Source organism: Paenibacillus sp. MCAF9, from assembly GCF_052114265.1.
In the GTDB taxonomy this organism is placed as follows: domain Bacteria; phylum Bacillota; class Bacilli; order Paenibacillales; family Paenibacillaceae; genus Pristimantibacillus.
In genome coordinates this window covers 18,647-35,253 of sequence record NZ_JBFREL010000001.1, presented here as the reverse complement: position 1 = coordinate 35,253, position 16,607 = coordinate 18,647, and the positions used below count along the sequence as shown (strand labels likewise).

Sequence of the window (16,607 nt, the reverse complement as noted above, 5' to 3'; positions counted from 1 at the left end):
TTAAGTTAATTACTTTTTGTTATAACCCTATTATTACTCTTTTAAATAGGTAATGGAAGTACGTACTTTCGAGGAACAGGGTATCTAAAAGTATACTATTGTGATATTTACACCTTTTTAGATTTGAAATGATAGCTCTATCGAGTCATCCGAAGTTATCCTTCATGACGTTATAATAAATGAGATTTTATTATTACAGGAACGGGGTAACGTTTTATGAGCAATATGCCAGTAGAAAAATTAAACGCATCTGAACCCGGGATGAAAAAACGCGCGTCAACAGGATTACGCCAAGCCATTTATCAGTCGGTATGGAGATGGCATTTTTACGCAGGCATTATTTTTGCACCCTTCTTGATCGTTTTAGCATTCAGCGGTTCCGTCTATTTATTCAAACCGCAGATCGAGGGATATTTGTACAAAGATATGCTTACTGTTCGTGAAGTTGGAACAACCAAGATGCCGCCTGAGGGAATTATTGAAAAAACAACAAAAGCATATCCAGGCACTATAGTATCGTCTATTACGCTCGATGATGATCCTAAATCAAGCTACAAAATGTCGGTAAGCCGGAATGGAACCTCCACAACGATGTACGTGGATCCTTACACTGGCAATGTACTTGGCATGATGAACAGTGACAAAACATTTTCCGCTTTTTTCAAAAAAATGCACAGCGAGCTCGTTATAGGGGGGACCTTTGCCAACCGGCTTGTAGAACTTGCAGCATGCTGGGCGATCATCATGTTATTGACCGGTTTATTCCTTTGGTGGCCTCGCAATAAAGCTGCCATATGGGGAACTATTCTCCCAAGGCTCACTAAACCCGGAAGCCGTATTTTCTGGAGAGATTTGCATGCGGTTCCTGCATTTTGGATATCCCTCGTTTTGTTAGTCATTATAGCTGGAGGACTGCCATGGTCTGGGATTATGGGTGGACAAATCGATAAGCTGGCTAATTCAACGAACACGAATACGCCTCCCTTCGCTTCCATCTTTGGCGCAAAACCTGAATCCGTTACGGTCGCCAAAGATATTGCCGAGGATTTGCCTTGGGCAGCAGAAAGTTTACCGGTTCCCGCTTCTGTACTAGGGGGTTATGTACCTTTAAGCATGAATGAAATGGAAGATATTGCTGATCAGCGTCATGTTCTGAAACCCTACACGATTACAATCCCTATGGGAGAGACCGGTGTATTTACTGTATCCACATCACATCCCACACCGGGTAAGGATGCAACGCTTCACATCGATCAATATAGCGGAGCAGTACTGACAGATGTACGCTTTGCAGATTATGGTATTATGGCTAAAGCGATTTCATATGGCATCGCTTTTCATGAAGGTACCCTATTTGGCTTAGCCAATCAGCTGCTTGGATTAATTGCCTGCATGGGACTTATCCTGGTAGCCATAAGCTCTTATGTAATGTGGCGCAAGCGTAAGCCTGAAGGCAAACTTGGCGCTCCAGCCAAACCAAAGAGCAGAAAAATAACGATTGGCGTACTGATCATCATGTTAGCATGCGGCGCTTTAATGCCCTTAGTTGGCTTATCGATTCTCGTTGTTCTTGTCCTCGATCTATTCATCCTCCGCAGAATAAAGTCGCTACGGCACTGGTTCTCGGTCTAAGCTTAAGGAGAATGTACTTATGAATGTAACCATCCGCTGTTTGTATAAGTCGGCATTGCCGCTTCTTCTTGTCGTATTGTTATGTAGCTGCACTGCCAAAGCTGCTGAAGTTGACGAGCGCGGTCTACCGCCTCATCTAACCGTTAATCTTCTTTTGCCTGAAAAAATCGAAATTGAAAAACCAAACCATTTCTCCGTAGAAGTCCTTAAGAGCGGTAAGCCGATGATAAACGCAGATCAAGCACAATTCATCATCTGGCAGGAAGACGACCAGTCTTCCGCCGTGACTATACAAGCAGAACAATTGTCGCCTGGCGTATATAGTGTCATGCATCCAATTGCTAAGGATGGCCTTTATGTTGTCCAATCTCGCATTCATTTTGCAAACGATCAGGTTATGCCGACCAAACGCTTTGCGATTGGCAAGGATGCGATTGAAAAGCTAGCAATGCTGGAGAGCGCACAACATTCTGGTGAACCTGCACCTGTGGAGAGCGGACATCATCATTAAAGAAGAGATGCAACAAATCCCCCGCCTAAACAGGTCGAGGGATTTGTTTTGTGTATTAGGGAATAATTAAAATCCGTTAAGGCTGCCCGTTAATCCAAACCACTCTGCGAATGCATCCTGAAGTCCTCTCGCGCCTAATTGCTCCCGAATCTGTACAGAAGAGCCTTCAAGCTCAATATGACCGCCTCTTAACAGAGCAATTCGGTCTGCAAGCGCCTCTGCCACATGAAGTTGATGGGTTGAAAAAATAACAGTCTGGCCATTCGCTGCGATTTCTTTCACCATTCGTACGAAGGTTTCAATCCAGTAAGGATCAAGACCATTAGTAGGCTCATCCATCAATACAATGGGCGGCTTGGCCAATAAAGCCTGTGCAAACAATACTCGTTGTCGCATTCCTTTCGAGAAGGAGGATACTGATTTTTTCCCAGTATCCGCAAGGCCTACTTCCTCCAGCACTTCCTGTACTCTTAGTTTTGGTACCCCTCGCAGCGATGCCCAAAATGCAAGTGTTTCATAAGCTGTTAATCCAGTACCAAACCGAAAATCATCCGGCATGTAACCTATAAGCTCAGCATAACGCTTGCGATCATCTTTCCAACGCAAGCCTTGAATAGCAATAATACCGCTGTCAGGCTGTGATATACCTGCGATCATTCTTAAAATCGTACTTTTGCCTGCGCCATTTCCTCCGCACAAAGCCAAAATTTGACCTCGTTCCACGTTCAAATCAAGCGTATTAATGACGACTTGTTTCTTTATTGATTTCTTGACGCCTTCAAGCTTCACTAAAGGATCAGGCATATGATCGCCTCCTCTCCCAAATGAACTGTGCAGCTGTGATCACGCATCCTATCCATAGAACAGCTGTAAAAGCGAAACCTATACTCCCCCCAGGCTGCTTGATCCATTTGATCCATTCATAATATTCCGGACCTACTATGGCTCCCCCGCCAAGCTTCACTACTGTAAAAAGCCTGGAAAGCTCTGCTGGATTAACAAAAGTGAGTACAGTAACTGCTGGCTTGATAACAGGATATGGCATGAAGCCAAGGACGGAAATAAGCAATGGCGGCCAGCCGATAATGGCAAAAAACCAAATGGCTACACCAATCGTTAAGGCTTGCCAGCGATTTTTCGCGAGTGTACCTATGAGCAGAGCAATGGCAAGAAAAAACAAAGCAATGCTGGCAGAAAAGGATAGCAACTGCACATATGTCTGCAATCCAAAGCCTGATCCAGCGGCTAAACCAAGAAGACCCGCAGCGCCAAAACCTACAAAAACGATGACTAGCAGCACAACTGCAAGCCCTAAGTATTTTCCGAGCATAAATGACCAGGTGCTGATAGGATATGTCGATAATAGCTCCCAGCTTCCGTCCTCCTTCTCTGCGGTCAAAGAAAACGAGCCGAGCAGCAGGGACATCAATGGCAATAAATATAAGACTAGATTAAGCGTTGTTCCGGTAATGCCAGAATAGCCCTGAACATAACCTTGCGCATTAATTAAGAGTAGGCAGAGCATAAATAATGCAAAAAGACCCATAAATGAATAGGCCCACGGATTGCGAAACCCTAGCTTCAATTCCCTTATTGCAAAATAAATCGTCTGAATCACGACTGGTTACCTTCCGTTTCATGGCCCATGTCCATCTCATCTTTGCTTCCATCGGAATGCATGCTTTCATTGTGCTTCTCCATGTCTTCCATATCCATCATTTCCCGGTTAACTTCCCATTTATGATGAGCAAGCTCATCCGAGCTAAGGAGCTGTCCCTTACCTTGCTCGTCGATGTAAGCTTGAGCGGACGCTTTATCCTCAAAGGCAATAACGCCATAAGCCATTGGAGTAATATACTCAGCATCGTAAGCATAATAAGCTTTCTCATATTTAACCCAATCTCCGCTATTATGATCTCTAACAAACTCTGCACCTAATGTTTCGGTTCCGTTCTCAACTTTCCACTTATTCATGCATCCAATATCATCAAATTTTAAAGACTGACCGTCCTTCGTTATGATTTGGGTTGCGTAAGGATCATCCTTTACTGCCATATTGCAGATGACGCATTTATCCGTTTCTTCGTTAATGGCTTGCGGCTTGTATTCCTTGGCTCCACAAGCGCTTGCCAGCATCAAAATAACAATTAAAAAAAGTGCTGCACCAAATCGTCCCGTTTTCATCTTTTTCTTACCCCCATATAAATGATTAAAAACGCCAAAATCAAAAGTCCACTGCCAACTAATGCAGAATGCAGCAGCGTTTGTGTCGGTAATATAACATTCAATTTCCCATTTGGCCGCATCAACGGAGAAAAGTCTGTTGACCAGAGCTGTCTATCCGACTGATAGAGATCTTCAAGAAAGATCATACCTGGCGACTGAAAAAACAATTGAAAACCTGGCTTCGCTTTAACAAGACTTTGAAAAAAAGGATTTAATGCATAGGCTATATCGCTTCTGCCATCGCCATCCGTATCAATGCCTTGGAAGGAATCCCAGTAGTTACCGTCTAGCGTATTGCCAATACTATTTTTTGCTTCTGCGCTTGCCACATTACCTACAAACTGATTTTTAGTGATCACATTATCTTTAGCATCTAGCAGCTGTATCCCAATAAAATTGCCGATTACAGCATTGTCTTCTATTTTGTTTTGCGTGGATTGTTCTACATAAAGCCCGACGCGGTTTCCCTCGACATGATTGCCTATGATTGATGTATCATGTGCGTCAAACAATAAAATGCCTTGGGAATTAACACTTTCACTTTGTTTATTGAATCGGTTTCCAGAAACCTCGACATCACGAACAGCCATAATCATTGCTCCAGTAATATTCAGATTGCCGTAATTTTTGCGAATGACCGTCCCTTTGGTATACATGCAATGCACACCATAACGCAGCAGCTCAAAATGATTATTTTCAATTAAATTATCATCGCTGTTCTCCATATAAATACCATCGTGCATAGAAGAAATCATATTTCCATTGAAATTATTCCCATTCGACTCATATAGATCTATTCCATTACCTTTGTCAGATAGTTTCAATGGACGATTCTGAGCTACGCCAACCCAATCAATTCTTGTGTTTCGAACTTCACCGTTATTTGCTTTCCTCATCTTGATACCAAAGGAGCCGGTGTGTATTTGCAAACCATCCAGTAAAACGCCATCTGCTTGAACTAAAATAGTAGGGTCTCTCTTAATCGTCTCATCCAAAATGTTAATTCCACTGATAGCAACGTTATTAGCCTTTATTTGTATGGCTGATTTTTCAGATGTATTTTTAATCGTAACCTCTGCGCCAGACTCGGCTGCCAGTTGTAACGGTTTATCAATTATTATGGGGCCTTCATATGTTCCTGAAGAAAGCAGCAGAGTATCGCCTGCCTGGGCCTCATTAATTAACATCTGCAACGATTTCGCCGTTGCTTCAGCCTTTACACTGCTTGCCCCAATTAAAATAGGCAGCATTGCCACAATTAAACCAAACATGAATTTCTGTACAGCTGATCTCATTGCACCTCTACCTGCTTCTTTTTCGTCACATGGATATCGTCGGTATACAGATGCATGTACACCTCGTATATACCCGGCTCTGGAAATGTGTACGTGCCGCTAAATACATTTTGTCCTTCTTTTTTTGCCTCAAAATACACAGGCTCCTCTTTCACGCGGACTTCAAATGTCATCCCTGAGGAATCGGTAAGCTCAGCTCCCGTGAAATCTGCCATAAGTTCTATCGGCGAGCCTGATACTGGCTTGTCAGGATCTGTCCTCAAATCCGCCTCAATGGCTGCAGGGTCGTTTGTCACTGGATCCGAAGCAGAGCATGCTGCTAAGCAAACTAGAATGAAACACAATAACCCCGCTGCTATAATTATTTTTCGCAATGGTTCACCTACTCTCCTAAAAGTACTTCTCTTATTTTAACAACGTATACTTTTAACCAAATGACTCGAAAGAGTCATCTATAGTGCATAATCATCTGTTCACAAAACAAAAAAAACTGCTTCAAAAGTAAGTAGTCCTACTTTTGAAACAGCCTCTATACAAGGTTACGGGCATCATTTGTTAAGCAAACAATTCTTTTAATCCTTTTGCGATTTCGTTCATACAATCTTCCGCTTGCGGATATAGCCCTATTTTGTCCATAAAAGCATGGTCTACACCGTTGTATCTAATCATCTTCGTCTTGACACCTGATCTGATTAATTTTCTGGCATAAGCCTCGCCTTCCAATCTCAGATAATCATATTCCGCTTCAATAATAAGGGTTGCTGGCAAACCGCTCAAATCGTCTGCTAACAACGGTGATACATAAGGATCGGTTACTTTAGTATTTCCATCCAAATAAATGTTCTCAAGCCCCGTAGAACTGCCTAATGCTCGTATGATTCCCTGAATAAGTTCGTGGTTGTGGTTAACGGTATACTCTTCCATATTCCATTCAAAATCATCAGTAGCAACGCCGCTCATGCTAACCGTAGGGTAGAGCAGCGCCTGATATTTAATCATACCGGTACCTAAATCCCTATCCATCAGAGAGCACACGGCTGACAAATTCCCGCCTGCACTGTCGCCTGCCACTCCAATTTGTTTCGGGTTGACATTGATTTCAGCTGCATGCTCATATACCCATTTGACCGCATCAAAACAATCGGTAAGTCCGGCAGGATAAGGATTCTCCGGCGCTAAGCGGTAGTCAACGTTCACCACAACAGCCCCTGCTTTTTCTGCCAAACACTTGCACGGGTTTTCAACACTGTCTACAGAACCGCCGATAAACCCTCCACCATGGAAAAACACAATTGCTGGCATAGGCCCGCTCTTTTGCGGCGAATAGATACGGATCGGAATCGGACCGTCTTTGCCATCAATCGTTTTATGTTCCGTTTCAATTTCGGTAACGGTAACATCTACGTTTGGCCATCCCATCATAGCTCTGAGTTGACCGATGTTATCCACAGCGAGTGAACCAAAATCCATCTTGGGTCCGGAAGCCATCGCTTTCAGCATTTCCAAAGTAACATTCATCACCCTTGGGTCCAGATCCCCTTCTACATCGGAATCCGGAATTTTTTTAATGACAATATCAAGCCCTTTATGCTTGTTGACCTCTACTCGTTCTTCCATCAAAGAAACTAATTTTTTGTACTCTTCATCCATAACCATGATTTGTTCAGCTCCCTTTTCTTGTTTACACATCTGTTTAATTTTATCAATCGGATCATTCTAACGTTCGTTCCACATGTGAATTTGTAAGCGTTATCAAATCATGAATAAGTCTGATTTCAAAATCAAAAATGTTCCAATTGTCAACTACTACTCCTTCAAAAAACGTGATTGGATAAGAGCTCTTATGTATGTATAATAATAGGCAAAGTCGACACAAACAATGTAATTGTTCCTGTATACGGAATTATAAAATTAAAATATAAATCGGAGAATGGGGTTTCAACTCGTGCCGAATACAAATCCGCAGACGCTCTCTTCTGTTAAAAACGCACTACGTTTATTAAAACTGTTTACTGTGCAAACGCCTGATAAAAGACTAACGGAGCTGGCCAAAGAATTAGGTCTAGGTAAAAGCACAACCAGCCGCCTGTTGTCTACCTTGCTGAGCGAAGGTTTTGTTTTTCAAGATCCAGTTACTCATAAATACAGACTAGGCCAACGCATCGTATCGTTATATCATGTTATGGTTATGTCCTTTGAGGACTTAGCTGAAGCAGCAAGCCCCTTCATTGAGCGTCTCGCGCAAGAAACCTCCGAAGCACTCCGAATAGCTGTATTGGAGGAAAATGAAGTAGCTTATATTTATCAAAGAGAGGGTTCAAGTAAAGAAGACATTGGTTCTTTTGTGGGAGGGAGAAATCCGCTTCATTGCACGAGTTCCGGAAAAATGCTACTAGCCTTTCAAAATGAGCTTGAAATGAACAAAATGTTGAACCAACCTCTTAGCAAGTTTACTTCAAAAACAATTACTGACCCCTCCCTGTTGAAAGAGGAACTGAAACGAATTCGGAAACAGGATTATTGCGTCGTAATTGGGGAATTCAACGAAAAATTAGTTTCCATTTCTTCTCCAATTCGAGACTCGAACGGTCAGGTTATTTCCGCACTTACTTTAATTAGCTCCATACATCGTATGGATGAAAATCGAATCATTTCCTATACGAGTAAAGTCTTAAAAACGGCTAAAGAAATTTCACGGCAGTTTGGTTATTTGAAATGAACACAGCATCGCTTTGTATTATTTCGAAGGGTCTTTATGGTTTGAAACGGAATACTTTTCAGAACTCGAATGCTCAATATTCAAGTCAATTTTGACTTCATTAATTGGATTTTCTTTTAACAGCAGTTCCCCTGCCGGAGAGTTGGCTTTCCACTGGCGGTAATGGTGTCGATATAAATCATGTTCAAGATTTAAGACATCAGTCTTCGTCTCTTTTCCTGTAAGGAATAACTCCACAATTTCTTGATCGATTGTTTTTTTCGTCTCGTCAGTTAATTGCTGCAGCCCAAGAAAGCTGTTCTTAGTCTGGCTTACGATATAAGCTTTCGCTTTTAGCTCAATATTGTATTTAGGTTTTCCTTCCGCACTTACAAGCTTCAGCTTGGTTTTAGGATTTTCAACAACAATTTGAACGGTTTCCTGCGTATTTTTTGGTACAGATACACCTGCACGAATTGTACCCTGTTGCATCCAGCGCAGTCCGGACAGTTTTTTTAATGGGATGTAGCTTTGATAAGCTTCGTTTTTGAGAAATATAGCCCCATCAATCATCAGTTTGGGCTCATTTCGTTTTTTTTCCTTCCATTGCTTGTTGTTTAAAGCTAGTACTGGAATACAAGAAGTATAGCCAGGTTCATATAGCTCTCCGATTAATCGGTGGAGCTTAATCGGTTTTATAGTAGAGCTTTGAGCATATATTCCTTCCGGTTCATGGAGAATGGTGCTCAGCGGAGACTGTCCTAGAAAACCACCTGTGCTGAGAATATCCTTTACCGATTCTCTTGTCCCGAATACCCAAGGCGTTAAACGAAATTCATAATATCGAACAATACTATCGTAGATTTCTCCAAATCCTCTTTTGAAAGCTGCTTCGCTCACGATAACAGAAGTCAAATGCCCCCAATAAATTCGTTCTTGTGCGGTTTGATATAGGGCAAAGAAGGACTCTTCAAAAGAGCTTCCTACCCCCTCGCCCACCCAAATTTTCGCTGTTTGCTTCTTTCCTTCAGTCGATTTAGCGATCGATTGAAAATCAACAAACTGGATATAACCGTGATATTTTCCATCCTTGTAATCCACGCCAATTGCCGATGCATAATTCAATTTCTCAATATCCTTAACATCTGAAGCACAGCCTGAGATACATAGCGAGAGGACTATCAGAACAAAAGTCAATCGTAAATTACGCCTCATTTCTCTCACCTTTTCCTTTTGTTTAACATCGCCGAAGAGAAACGTGACCTTCTGAATGGATCAGCAAGCAACGCAGATAACCAGTCTTTCATTCGCAGGGAGGATATCGGTTCTAGATAGGAAAGCCCAAACGAATCGAGCCTGCATAAATAGATCAGAATCAGAAACATGCTCAGGAAGAAACCATAAATGCCAAGCATAGAGGAGATTAGCAAAATAAAAAGTCTGAGCAGGCTGACTGTTCCTGACAGCGACTGATTGACCAAACTAAATGTAGCTACCACCGAAATAGCAATAACAACAAGCAATGTGGGTGAAGCAAGTCCAGCCTTTATTAACGAGTCTCCAATAATTAAACCGCCGACAATACCGATGGTTTGTCCAACAGCTTTAGGCAGCCGAACGCCCGCTTCTCTAAGCAATTCAAATTGAAATAACAGCAGCAATGCTTCAAGGAAAGAAGGCATAGGAACACCTTCACGAGATATGACTACTGTTGATAATAAGGAAAAAGGAATTTGATCCAGATTTACGGTCGCAATGGCAATCCAGAAGCCAGGTAAAAAAATACTGAGGACGAGCCCCATTATGCGAAGGGTTCGTTGGAGCATGACATAAAAATATGGGAAATGGACATCCTCAGGTGATTTTAATAACTCAAAAAAGTTGCTCGGTCCGATCAGTACCATGGGTGATCCGTCTACAACAATGATAAATCTCCCCCGCAGTAGGGTTTCAATAACAAAATCAGGACGGCCAATATAATCAATTAACGGAAACAGCGAAAAGGTTCGATCCGATAACCATTGCTCCAACTGCCCGCTGCTTACCACACTTTCCAAATCAATGTTACTCAATCGTTTACGTGCTTCTGCTATCATTTCCGGGTTCGCTTTGTGACTAAGATATAGCAAAGATACTTCAGTTTTGCTAATATTCCCAATGACGAACTGCTCACTGAACAACAAACCCGTTTGCATCCGTTTCCGAATGAGTGAGATATTCGTAAACAAATCTTCCGTGAAGGCGTCTTTTGGCCCCTTAATTGAAATTTCTGTATTCGATTCCTGCAACGACCGCTGTGGAATCTTAGAAATGTGAACAACCCAAAAGTCCACTGCTCCTTCACAATATATAATCAAGCTGCCGCAAAATAAATGAGACACCATATCTTCAACTGTCGTTTTTATTGCGAATAAGGGTAATTCGTCCACTTGAGCCTGTACTTCATCCGTACCGCATAACATGGCGTTTATATACTGGCACATGCGGGTGAAATAGATGTTTAACTCCGTTTTATCAACCATACCTTCACAATAAAATGCCGTCAGCTTATCCTGCATCTCCAGTTGCGGCAATGGGGGAAATTTTACATCTGAGTAATTGGAGAATACATCTATCAATTGGCTCTTTCTTAGGCTTCCACTTTGCAGGCTAGTTTCCAGATCAACAAAAAGCTTTGATTCTTCAAGCAACTGATTCATTGGGCTTCCTCTCTTCGATGTGGCATATAGGTGATCATAAAGAGTATCGCCGTTATGGCTACTCCAAACCATAGTGAATAGGTGTAGAAGTAGCGATGGATGAACGCCTGCATGCTAATATCACTAATCATTAACAGCGAAGGTATAGAAATGACAACTGTAATGCAAATCATAATTGTTTGTGAATATTTCTCAGAACCACGTCCAATAAGTTGAGCTAAAAAATAGATGATAAGGGCCGTTCTCACGATACTTCCGGCCATTAATTGAAAAGCTGCAAAAAAGTCTACATGTGAAATATGTCTTCCGATCATCACCAGCCTCCACTGCTCAAAAGCGGGAAACCGAAAATTTTCAGCTTGGATCGGCCCAAAGGAAGCTAAAGATCCTATTGTAGGTCCCATGATCAATCCCACTAATAAGGTAAGCAGCACAAAAATAGTGCTATAATTTAAAGGTTTCTTCAATTTATGCTGTAACAGAAGCAGCACCATGAGGTCTATGCTCCCGCCAAAAACGACCACTATTCCTCTCAGATCTGGACCTATTCCTTCTGCCAAAATGGGTTGCAGCATGCCGTAATCTTTACTGTTCGTTGTCATAACAGCTACGCCGATGCCCAATATCCAAACGACAGGCAATAATACGGTAGACATATATACGATGGTTTTGAGTCCCCCTCTAGCGGCACAGTAAGCCAAAAAAATAAAGCTGAGGATAACGATAGCACTCGCTGTTCTCGGGAGGAAATAAATATTGACGTTTTTTGTTGTATCAAAAACAATCATCATGCCGGCTACCAGTAAATATAGAGCGAATCCACCGCCAATGACATTAAAACCAATTTTTCCGATTCGGCCTTCAATCCAGCCTTGAAACGATAAAGTGCTCATCGATTTTAAAATCCAATATAAGATCAGGCTCCAAACAATCAAGCCAACATAAGCAAGCAGAATACTAATCCAGGCATCGCGTCCCGCTGCTTTTAACAGATGCGGAATGATTAGTACATGATTCGATATTCCGAGCGATAACAACAATAAAAAAATGATTTGAAGTCTAGAAAAGGATACTTCCACTGTAATTCACCTCCATTTTCCGGACAATATTTCATTTGGTATAATTACCCTCGAAGCGCCCATTTATGCATGGAGATGGAGCTTTATCCCATTTCACATCAATAGACCAGTACTATGTATGCAGGATTTAAATGAAATGTAAAAAAGCATGCTGCATTACGCAGCATGCTTACTCACCTATTATTTCCACCTTGGCGCGCTCGATATATATTTACTCAAAACATCATGCGGATTCAGATTTCAGTCTAAGCCGATAATCGTTGTATCATAATCTCTGCCTTAATAAATAAGATCCAGTGACACTAACCACTCAACGGGTTCAATTTTCACTTGTAGAGATAACATCTTTCTTTGTCTTAGCCAGATAGCCAACCATGAATAAAATCAGAATGAGAAAGATCTCGCTCGTACCTACCGTTCCAAATCCTAGTCCTCCATCGTCCTTAGATTGGGACAAATAGTCTCCAAGCGAGGCACCAAGTGGACGTGTGACGATGTAAGCAATCCAGAATGACAATACGGGATTCAAATTGAAGCGATAATAAGCAAACGATACGATACCGATTACAGCAGCGAATAACATGGCAGCCAGCAAGTATCCCATATTCATTCCTTCAGAGATAAGATCGCCGGCAGCAGTGCCAAGTGAAAACGTGAATAGAATGGCTAACCAATAATAGACCTCCCTCTTGGTGGTGTAGATCGAGTGGATGGACAACGTTTTTTCACTCTTGAACCAGGCAATAAAAGTGAGAATCAATAAAATGGAGAATACAATCGTGGTTACCTCTAGCGACACTCCAAAATTATCAGTGAGATTATCCGTTACCAGTGTGCCCAAAATACTGATCAACACTACGTTTACCCAATAAATACCAGGTACATACTTTTTCACATTGAATTGAAACACCAAAGCAACAATCAGTAATATCGCCATTAAATATGTGGTATTGTCAAGACCCCAATTCAAATTGAAATTCAGATAATCCGCAGCCGTCTCTCCAACTGTTGTAGCCATAATTTTAATCAACCAAAAATAGATCGTTATACCCGGCACCTTGCTTAACATTTCATGCTTGGATATCGTATTCATGACAGATCAGTCTCCTTTGAATTAGAGTTTGCTCTAAATGTGTCTCTTGTTTTCCGAAGCAGGCAAACGATATGCAACAAAATTCGCCTACGTAATAGGCAATGATGGAGCAAATCAAATCTCTTCACTTTTATTTCTTCTTAGAACTGGGTCATTGCGCTGTAAGCAGCAAATAAATTAGAAATACAGCTGCGAGCACAAAACGGTAATAAGCAAATGGCGCCAGCTTCACACGCTCAAGCAGCTTTAAAAATGTAATCACGGCTATAAGCGCCACAAGGAAAGCAACAATGAATCCAGTCACAAAGAAACCAGCATCTGAAGCCGTTAACGTATCGTAACTCTTTAGCAGCTCGTAGCCGCTGGCTGCTACCATCATCGGTATGGCGATTAGGAAGGAAAAGTTGGTCGCAGCCCGATAGCTTGCACCAATTAATAATCCGCCTGCAATGGTTGCCCCTGAACGAGAAAAGCCCGGCCATAGCGCCAAACATTGAAACAGGCCTATCAATAAAGCCTGTCTATAGGATAGTTGATCAATGTCTTCAGCTTGTACCACTGCTTGTTTCTGCTGACCTACCAGCATAAACACGCCGCCTAGTACTAATCCAATCAGTACCGTATACGGGGAAAATAAGTACGATTTAATAAACGAATGTAGCGCTAACCCTAACACCATGGCAGGCAAACAAGCTAAGATTAAATGAATCAGGTTTAGTTTATGAGCTGGTATTAATCGCTCATCCGCATTATCTTTCTCCTTCGTTATACCTAGCAGATTTAGTATTCTCTTCCAGTAAATTACGGCGACTGCCAGAATAGCGCCTAATTGAATGACGATTTCAAACGTATCTGCCTTTTCACCGGTAAAACCAAGCAGATTCCCTGTCAGAATCAGATGTCCGGTCGAGGATACCGGTAAAAACTCGGTCAATCCTTCAACAATCCCTTGGATAACGGAGTTAATGATATTTCCCATGAACACTCGCACGCTCCCTTTGCGTAATTGCCTTACTAACTTGGGCTAACCCTACTGTAGTAGCTAATCGTGAAATCAAAATAAACCAATTATTAAAATTATCTTAAATCATGTGAAGGACTTGATTTCTCCGTAAATAAAAAAAAAGCCTGATCAAAATCAGACTTTTTTCACCCTTTAAAACGATAACCGGCTCCCCAAACCGTCTCGATATATGTCGGATCTGCAGAACTTTTTTCAATTTTTTCACGTATTTTACGGATATGCACGGTTACCGTTTGCATATCTCCCATAGCATCGATGCCCCAAACCTTCTCGAACAAATGATTTTTACTAAACACATGATTCGGATGGTTCGCAAGAAAATACAGCAGGTCAAATTCTTTCGTTGTCAGTATGGTCTCCACCTCATCGACGAACACGATTCGTGTATTCGGTTCAATGCGCAGGCCACGAATATGAATTTCATTTTTTGATCCCATTGTCCCGATCAATCGATCATATCTTGCTAGATGAGCCTTGACCCTGGCAACAAGCTCCGCTGGTTTAAACGGCTTTGTAACATAATCGTCCGCTCCTAAGCCTAATCCCCGGATTACATCAATATCTTCAAGTTTGGATGAAACCATCAGTATCGGAATGTTCTTTTTCTCGCGAATTTTTTTACAAACCTCAAAGCCATTTAACTTGGGCAGCATTAAATCAAGGATAATTAAATCATAGCTCCCCCATAAGCTCATTTGTAGACCTATCTCGCCATCTGGAGCCATATCGACTTTATACCCGTTAATTTCCAAATAATCTCGTTGAAGCTCCGAGATCGTTATATCATCCTCAATCAGAAGAATCTTTTTCATTTGATCATCATCCCCTTGTCGCTATGGGGATACATAGCTTAATTGTTGTACCAACCCTCAGCTTGCTGTAAGCTTCTATACCGCCTTGATGACCTAACATAATTTGTTTGGCAATAGCAAGGCCTAGTCCGCTTCCACCTGTTCGAGCATTGCGTGATTCATCTGCTCGATAGAACCTCTCGAAAATATGCTGAAGCGCTTCGGGATCTATCCCGGATCCGTTATCTCTAATTTCCAGAATGGCTTCGCTCTCTGTACAATGGGCTGTTAATTGAATGGAAGGCTGTTGTTTATCCATATATCTAACGCTGTTCTGTATAATATTATTGAGAACTCTCTTAAACTGATCTCGATCTAATAAAAATATTGCAGACGGATCAAGCTGGATGTCTGAATGGTAAGTTATGCCTTGCTTCTCTAATTCAAATTCGAGCTCCTCCGACCAATCCATTAAAAATGCCAATACATTTACTGCTTCAAAATGAAATTGCTGCTGATTTAAATCCAGCTTGGAATATAAAAACAGCTCATTAATAAGATGATCCAGCTCTTCAGCTTTGACAGCTATCGTTTGCATGTATTTCAAGTTCTTCTCCGGCGTGTCTGCAACACCATCTAAGATGCCATCAATATAACCTCTAATTGTAGTTAATGGCGTTTTCAGATCATGGGATATATTCGAAATCAATTCTTTTCGGTTGACTTCGTATTGCTCCTGAACTTGAATTGACGTTTGGAGTCGCGAACGCATTTCTTCAAACATAATACCGAGCTGGCCAATCTCATCTTTTCCGTTAACCTTAATTTGAAAATCCAAATTTCCCTCTTTTATTTCACTAGCTGCATTCCGAAGTGCTTGGAGAGGTCGAATAATATTCTTGGACATGAATGTCGTGAGCAGAATATGCGTGACGATCAGAACAAATATCAACGATAGAAATAAGGTCGGAAAATACTTACGAATAAAATAGGTAGTGGGATTGACCTTCGAGATGATAAATAAGGTTCCCTGCTTGTTATTTTGATAATGAAAATCGAATTGCATAAATGAATAGTTGGCATTTCCGATCTTTTTTGCCGGATACTGCCTAAAAGCTTCATTTCGATTAAACGGCGGTAAATTCGAACTAACATCTGAAAACTTTTGAATATCAAGCGAACGGTATAATACCTCTCCGTCTACTCGGACAATAATTTCAGAATCTCTTTTTTGAAGCTCATTTGTCATTTCTTCAAGATAGGATTGATTATTCAATATGTTGGGCTGAAGTTCGACGGAACGCTTAATTTCTTGTGCAATATGCTTCACTTCTTCTTGGCCAAAAAGCTCTTCGGTGGATTCATATATGCTCTTTATACCCTGTAGATCTCCACGAAATACAATAACCATAAGCAGCGAAATGAGAATAATGGAAATAAGCGGAATGACAAGCATCGCCGCATAGGATAGGAGCAGCTTCAAACGAATGGACATACTCTGGATTCTCCTCCGCTTTTAAGCTTCTTTACGATCATACATAATGTATCCCATTGTAAAA

At 41.5% G+C, this 16,607-nt stretch carries 16 protein-coding genes; 3 read left to right on the top strand and 13 right to left on the bottom strand.

Features of this window, described 5'->3' with window-relative positions; translation table 11 throughout:
* Positions 1-216: 216 nt before the first annotated feature.
* Together AB4Z45_RS00115 and AB4Z45_RS00110 are read left to right on the top strand one after the other, a co-directional pair.
* Positions 217-1,632 (top strand): PepSY-associated TM helix domain-containing protein, encoded by a 1,416-nt coding sequence (locus AB4Z45_RS00115; RefSeq protein ID WP_441907372.1) that lies wholly within the window; start codon positions 217-219, stop codon positions 1,630-1,632.
* A gap of 19 nt (positions 1,633-1,651) precedes the next feature.
* Positions 1,652-2,143: a hypothetical protein gene (locus AB4Z45_RS00110; RefSeq protein ID WP_441907371.1), complete on the top strand. Its 492-nt coding sequence runs from the start codon at positions 1,652-1,654 to the stop codon at positions 2,141-2,143.
* A 66-nt stretch (positions 2,144-2,209) separates the two neighbouring features.
* On the opposite strand, the gene AB4Z45_RS00105 is transcribed toward AB4Z45_RS00110, so the two are convergent.
* From AB4Z45_RS00105 to AB4Z45_RS00080, 6 genes are all read right to left on the bottom strand, one after another.
* Complete coding sequence (locus AB4Z45_RS00105; protein WP_441907370.1) at positions 2,210-2,947, bottom strand: ABC transporter ATP-binding protein; 738 nt, start codon at positions 2,945-2,947, stop codon at positions 2,210-2,212.
* Positions 2,940-3,761: an ABC transporter permease gene (locus AB4Z45_RS00100; RefSeq protein WP_441907369.1), complete on the bottom strand. Its 822-nt coding sequence runs from the start codon at positions 3,759-3,761 to the stop codon at positions 2,940-2,942. The genes AB4Z45_RS00105 and AB4Z45_RS00100 overlap by 8 nt, the downstream gene beginning before the upstream one ends.
* Positions 3,758-4,327 (bottom strand): nitrous oxide reductase accessory protein NosL, encoded by a 570-nt coding sequence (locus AB4Z45_RS00095; RefSeq protein ID WP_441907368.1) that lies wholly within the window; start codon positions 4,325-4,327, stop codon positions 3,758-3,760. The genes AB4Z45_RS00100 and AB4Z45_RS00095 overlap by 4 nt, the downstream gene beginning before the upstream one ends.
* Positions 4,324-5,664: a right-handed parallel beta-helix repeat-containing protein gene (locus tag AB4Z45_RS00090; protein ID WP_441907367.1), complete on the bottom strand. Its 1,341-nt coding sequence runs from the start codon at positions 5,662-5,664 to the stop codon at positions 4,324-4,326. The genes AB4Z45_RS00095 and AB4Z45_RS00090 overlap by 4 nt, the downstream gene beginning before the upstream one ends.
* Positions 5,661-6,038, bottom strand: a complete 378-nt coding sequence (locus AB4Z45_RS00085) for a hypothetical protein (RefSeq protein WP_441907366.1) — start codon at positions 6,036-6,038, stop codon at positions 5,661-5,663. Before AB4Z45_RS00085 ends, AB4Z45_RS00090 begins: the two co-directional genes overlap by 4 nt.
* Positions 6,039-6,219: 181 nt before the next feature.
* A complete protein-coding gene (locus AB4Z45_RS00080; protein ID WP_441907832.1) occupies positions 6,220-7,314 on the bottom strand; it encodes an alpha/beta hydrolase in 1,095 nt (364 codons plus the stop codon).
* A 295-nt stretch (positions 7,315-7,609) separates the two neighbouring features.
* Here AB4Z45_RS00080 and AB4Z45_RS00075 point away from each other — a divergent pair, with 295 nt between their 5' ends.
* The gene (locus tag AB4Z45_RS00075; protein ID WP_441907365.1) at positions 7,610-8,383 is read left to right on the top strand and encodes an IclR family transcriptional regulator; all 774 of its coding nucleotides are present in this window, start codon (positions 7,610-7,612) and stop codon (positions 8,381-8,383) included.
* A gap of 18 nt (positions 8,384-8,401) precedes the next feature.
* Here the strand turns inward: AB4Z45_RS00075 and AB4Z45_RS00070 are convergent, their stop codons facing one another.
* The 7 genes from AB4Z45_RS00070 to AB4Z45_RS00040 all read right to left on the bottom strand — a co-directional run bounded on the left by AB4Z45_RS00070 (position 8,402) and on the right by AB4Z45_RS00040 (position 16,543).
* Complete coding sequence (locus tag AB4Z45_RS00070) at positions 8,402-9,577, bottom strand: Ger(x)C family spore germination protein (protein ID WP_441907364.1); 1,176 nt, start codon at positions 9,575-9,577, stop codon at positions 8,402-8,404.
* Between the two features lie 5 nt (positions 9,578-9,582).
* Positions 9,583-11,061: a spore germination protein gene (locus AB4Z45_RS00065; RefSeq protein WP_441907363.1), complete on the bottom strand. Its 1,479-nt coding sequence runs from the start codon at positions 11,059-11,061 to the stop codon at positions 9,583-9,585.
* The gene (locus AB4Z45_RS00060) at positions 11,058-12,140 is read right to left on the bottom strand and encodes an endospore germination permease (RefSeq protein WP_441907362.1); all 1,083 of its coding nucleotides are present in this window, start codon (positions 12,138-12,140) and stop codon (positions 11,058-11,060) included. Before AB4Z45_RS00060 ends, AB4Z45_RS00065 begins: the two co-directional genes overlap by 4 nt.
* Positions 12,141-12,459: 319 nt before the next feature.
* Positions 12,460-13,233 carry a COG4705 family protein gene (locus AB4Z45_RS00055; RefSeq protein ID WP_441907361.1) on the bottom strand — a complete coding sequence of 258 codons (774 nt, stop codon included), beginning with the start codon at positions 13,231-13,233 and terminating at the stop codon, positions 12,460-12,462.
* Positions 13,234-13,384: 151 nt separating this feature from the next.
* Positions 13,385-14,212, bottom strand: a complete 828-nt coding sequence (gene bacA, locus AB4Z45_RS00050; RefSeq protein ID WP_441907360.1) for an undecaprenyl-diphosphate phosphatase — start codon at positions 14,210-14,212, stop codon at positions 13,385-13,387.
* A 170-nt stretch (positions 14,213-14,382) separates the two neighbouring features.
* Positions 14,383-15,069, bottom strand: a complete 687-nt coding sequence (locus AB4Z45_RS00045) for a response regulator transcription factor (RefSeq protein ID WP_441875110.1) — start codon at positions 15,067-15,069, stop codon at positions 14,383-14,385.
* Between the two features lie 7 nt (positions 15,070-15,076).
* A complete protein-coding gene (locus AB4Z45_RS00040) occupies positions 15,077-16,543 on the bottom strand; it encodes a sensor histidine kinase (protein ID WP_441907359.1) in 1,467 nt (488 codons plus the stop codon).
* Between the last annotated feature and the right edge of the window lie 64 nt (positions 16,544-16,607).

What these genes read in the sequence shown, in the direction of transcription:
- AB4Z45_RS00115 (WP_441907372.1), top strand. Translation starts at nt 217, where the DNA reads ATGAGCAATATGCCAGTAGAAAAATTAAACGCATCTGAACCCGGGATG.
- AB4Z45_RS00110 (WP_441907371.1), top strand. Translation starts at nt 1,652, where the DNA reads ATGAATGTAACCATCCGCTGTTTGTATAAGTCGGCATTGCCGCTTCTT.
- AB4Z45_RS00105 (WP_441907370.1), bottom strand. Translation starts at nt 2,947, where the DNA reads ATGCCTGATCCTTTAGTGAAGCTTGAAGGCGTCAAGAAATCAATAAAG.
- AB4Z45_RS00095 (WP_441907368.1), bottom strand. Translation starts at nt 4,327, where the DNA reads ATGAAAACGGGACGATTTGGTGCAGCACTTTTTTTAATTGTTATTTTG.
- AB4Z45_RS00090 (WP_441907367.1), bottom strand. Translation starts at nt 5,664, where the DNA reads ATGAGATCAGCTGTACAGAAATTCATGTTTGGTTTAATTGTGGCAATG.
- AB4Z45_RS00080 (WP_441907832.1), bottom strand. Translation starts at nt 7,314, where the DNA reads ATGGATGAAGAGTACAAAAAATTAGTTTCTTTGATGGAAGAACGAGTA.
- AB4Z45_RS00070 (WP_441907364.1), bottom strand. Translation starts at nt 9,577, where the DNA reads ATGAGGCGTAATTTACGATTGACTTTTGTTCTGATAGTCCTCTCGCTA.
- AB4Z45_RS00065 (WP_441907363.1), bottom strand. Translation starts at nt 11,061, where the DNA reads ATGAATCAGTTGCTTGAAGAATCAAAGCTTTTTGTTGATCTGGAAACT.
- AB4Z45_RS00055 (WP_441907361.1), bottom strand. Translation starts at nt 13,233, where the DNA reads ATGAATACGATATCCAAGCATGAAATGTTAAGCAAGGTGCCGGGTATA.
- bacA (WP_441907360.1), bottom strand. Translation starts at nt 14,212, where the DNA reads ATGGGAAATATCATTAACTCCGTTATCCAAGGGATTGTTGAAGGATTG.
- AB4Z45_RS00045 (WP_441875110.1), bottom strand. Translation starts at nt 15,069, where the DNA reads ATGAAAAAGATTCTTCTGATTGAGGATGATATAACGATCTCGGAGCTT.
- AB4Z45_RS00040 (WP_441907359.1), bottom strand. Translation starts at nt 16,543, where the DNA reads ATGTCCATTCGTTTGAAGCTGCTCCTATCCTATGCGGCGATGCTTGTC.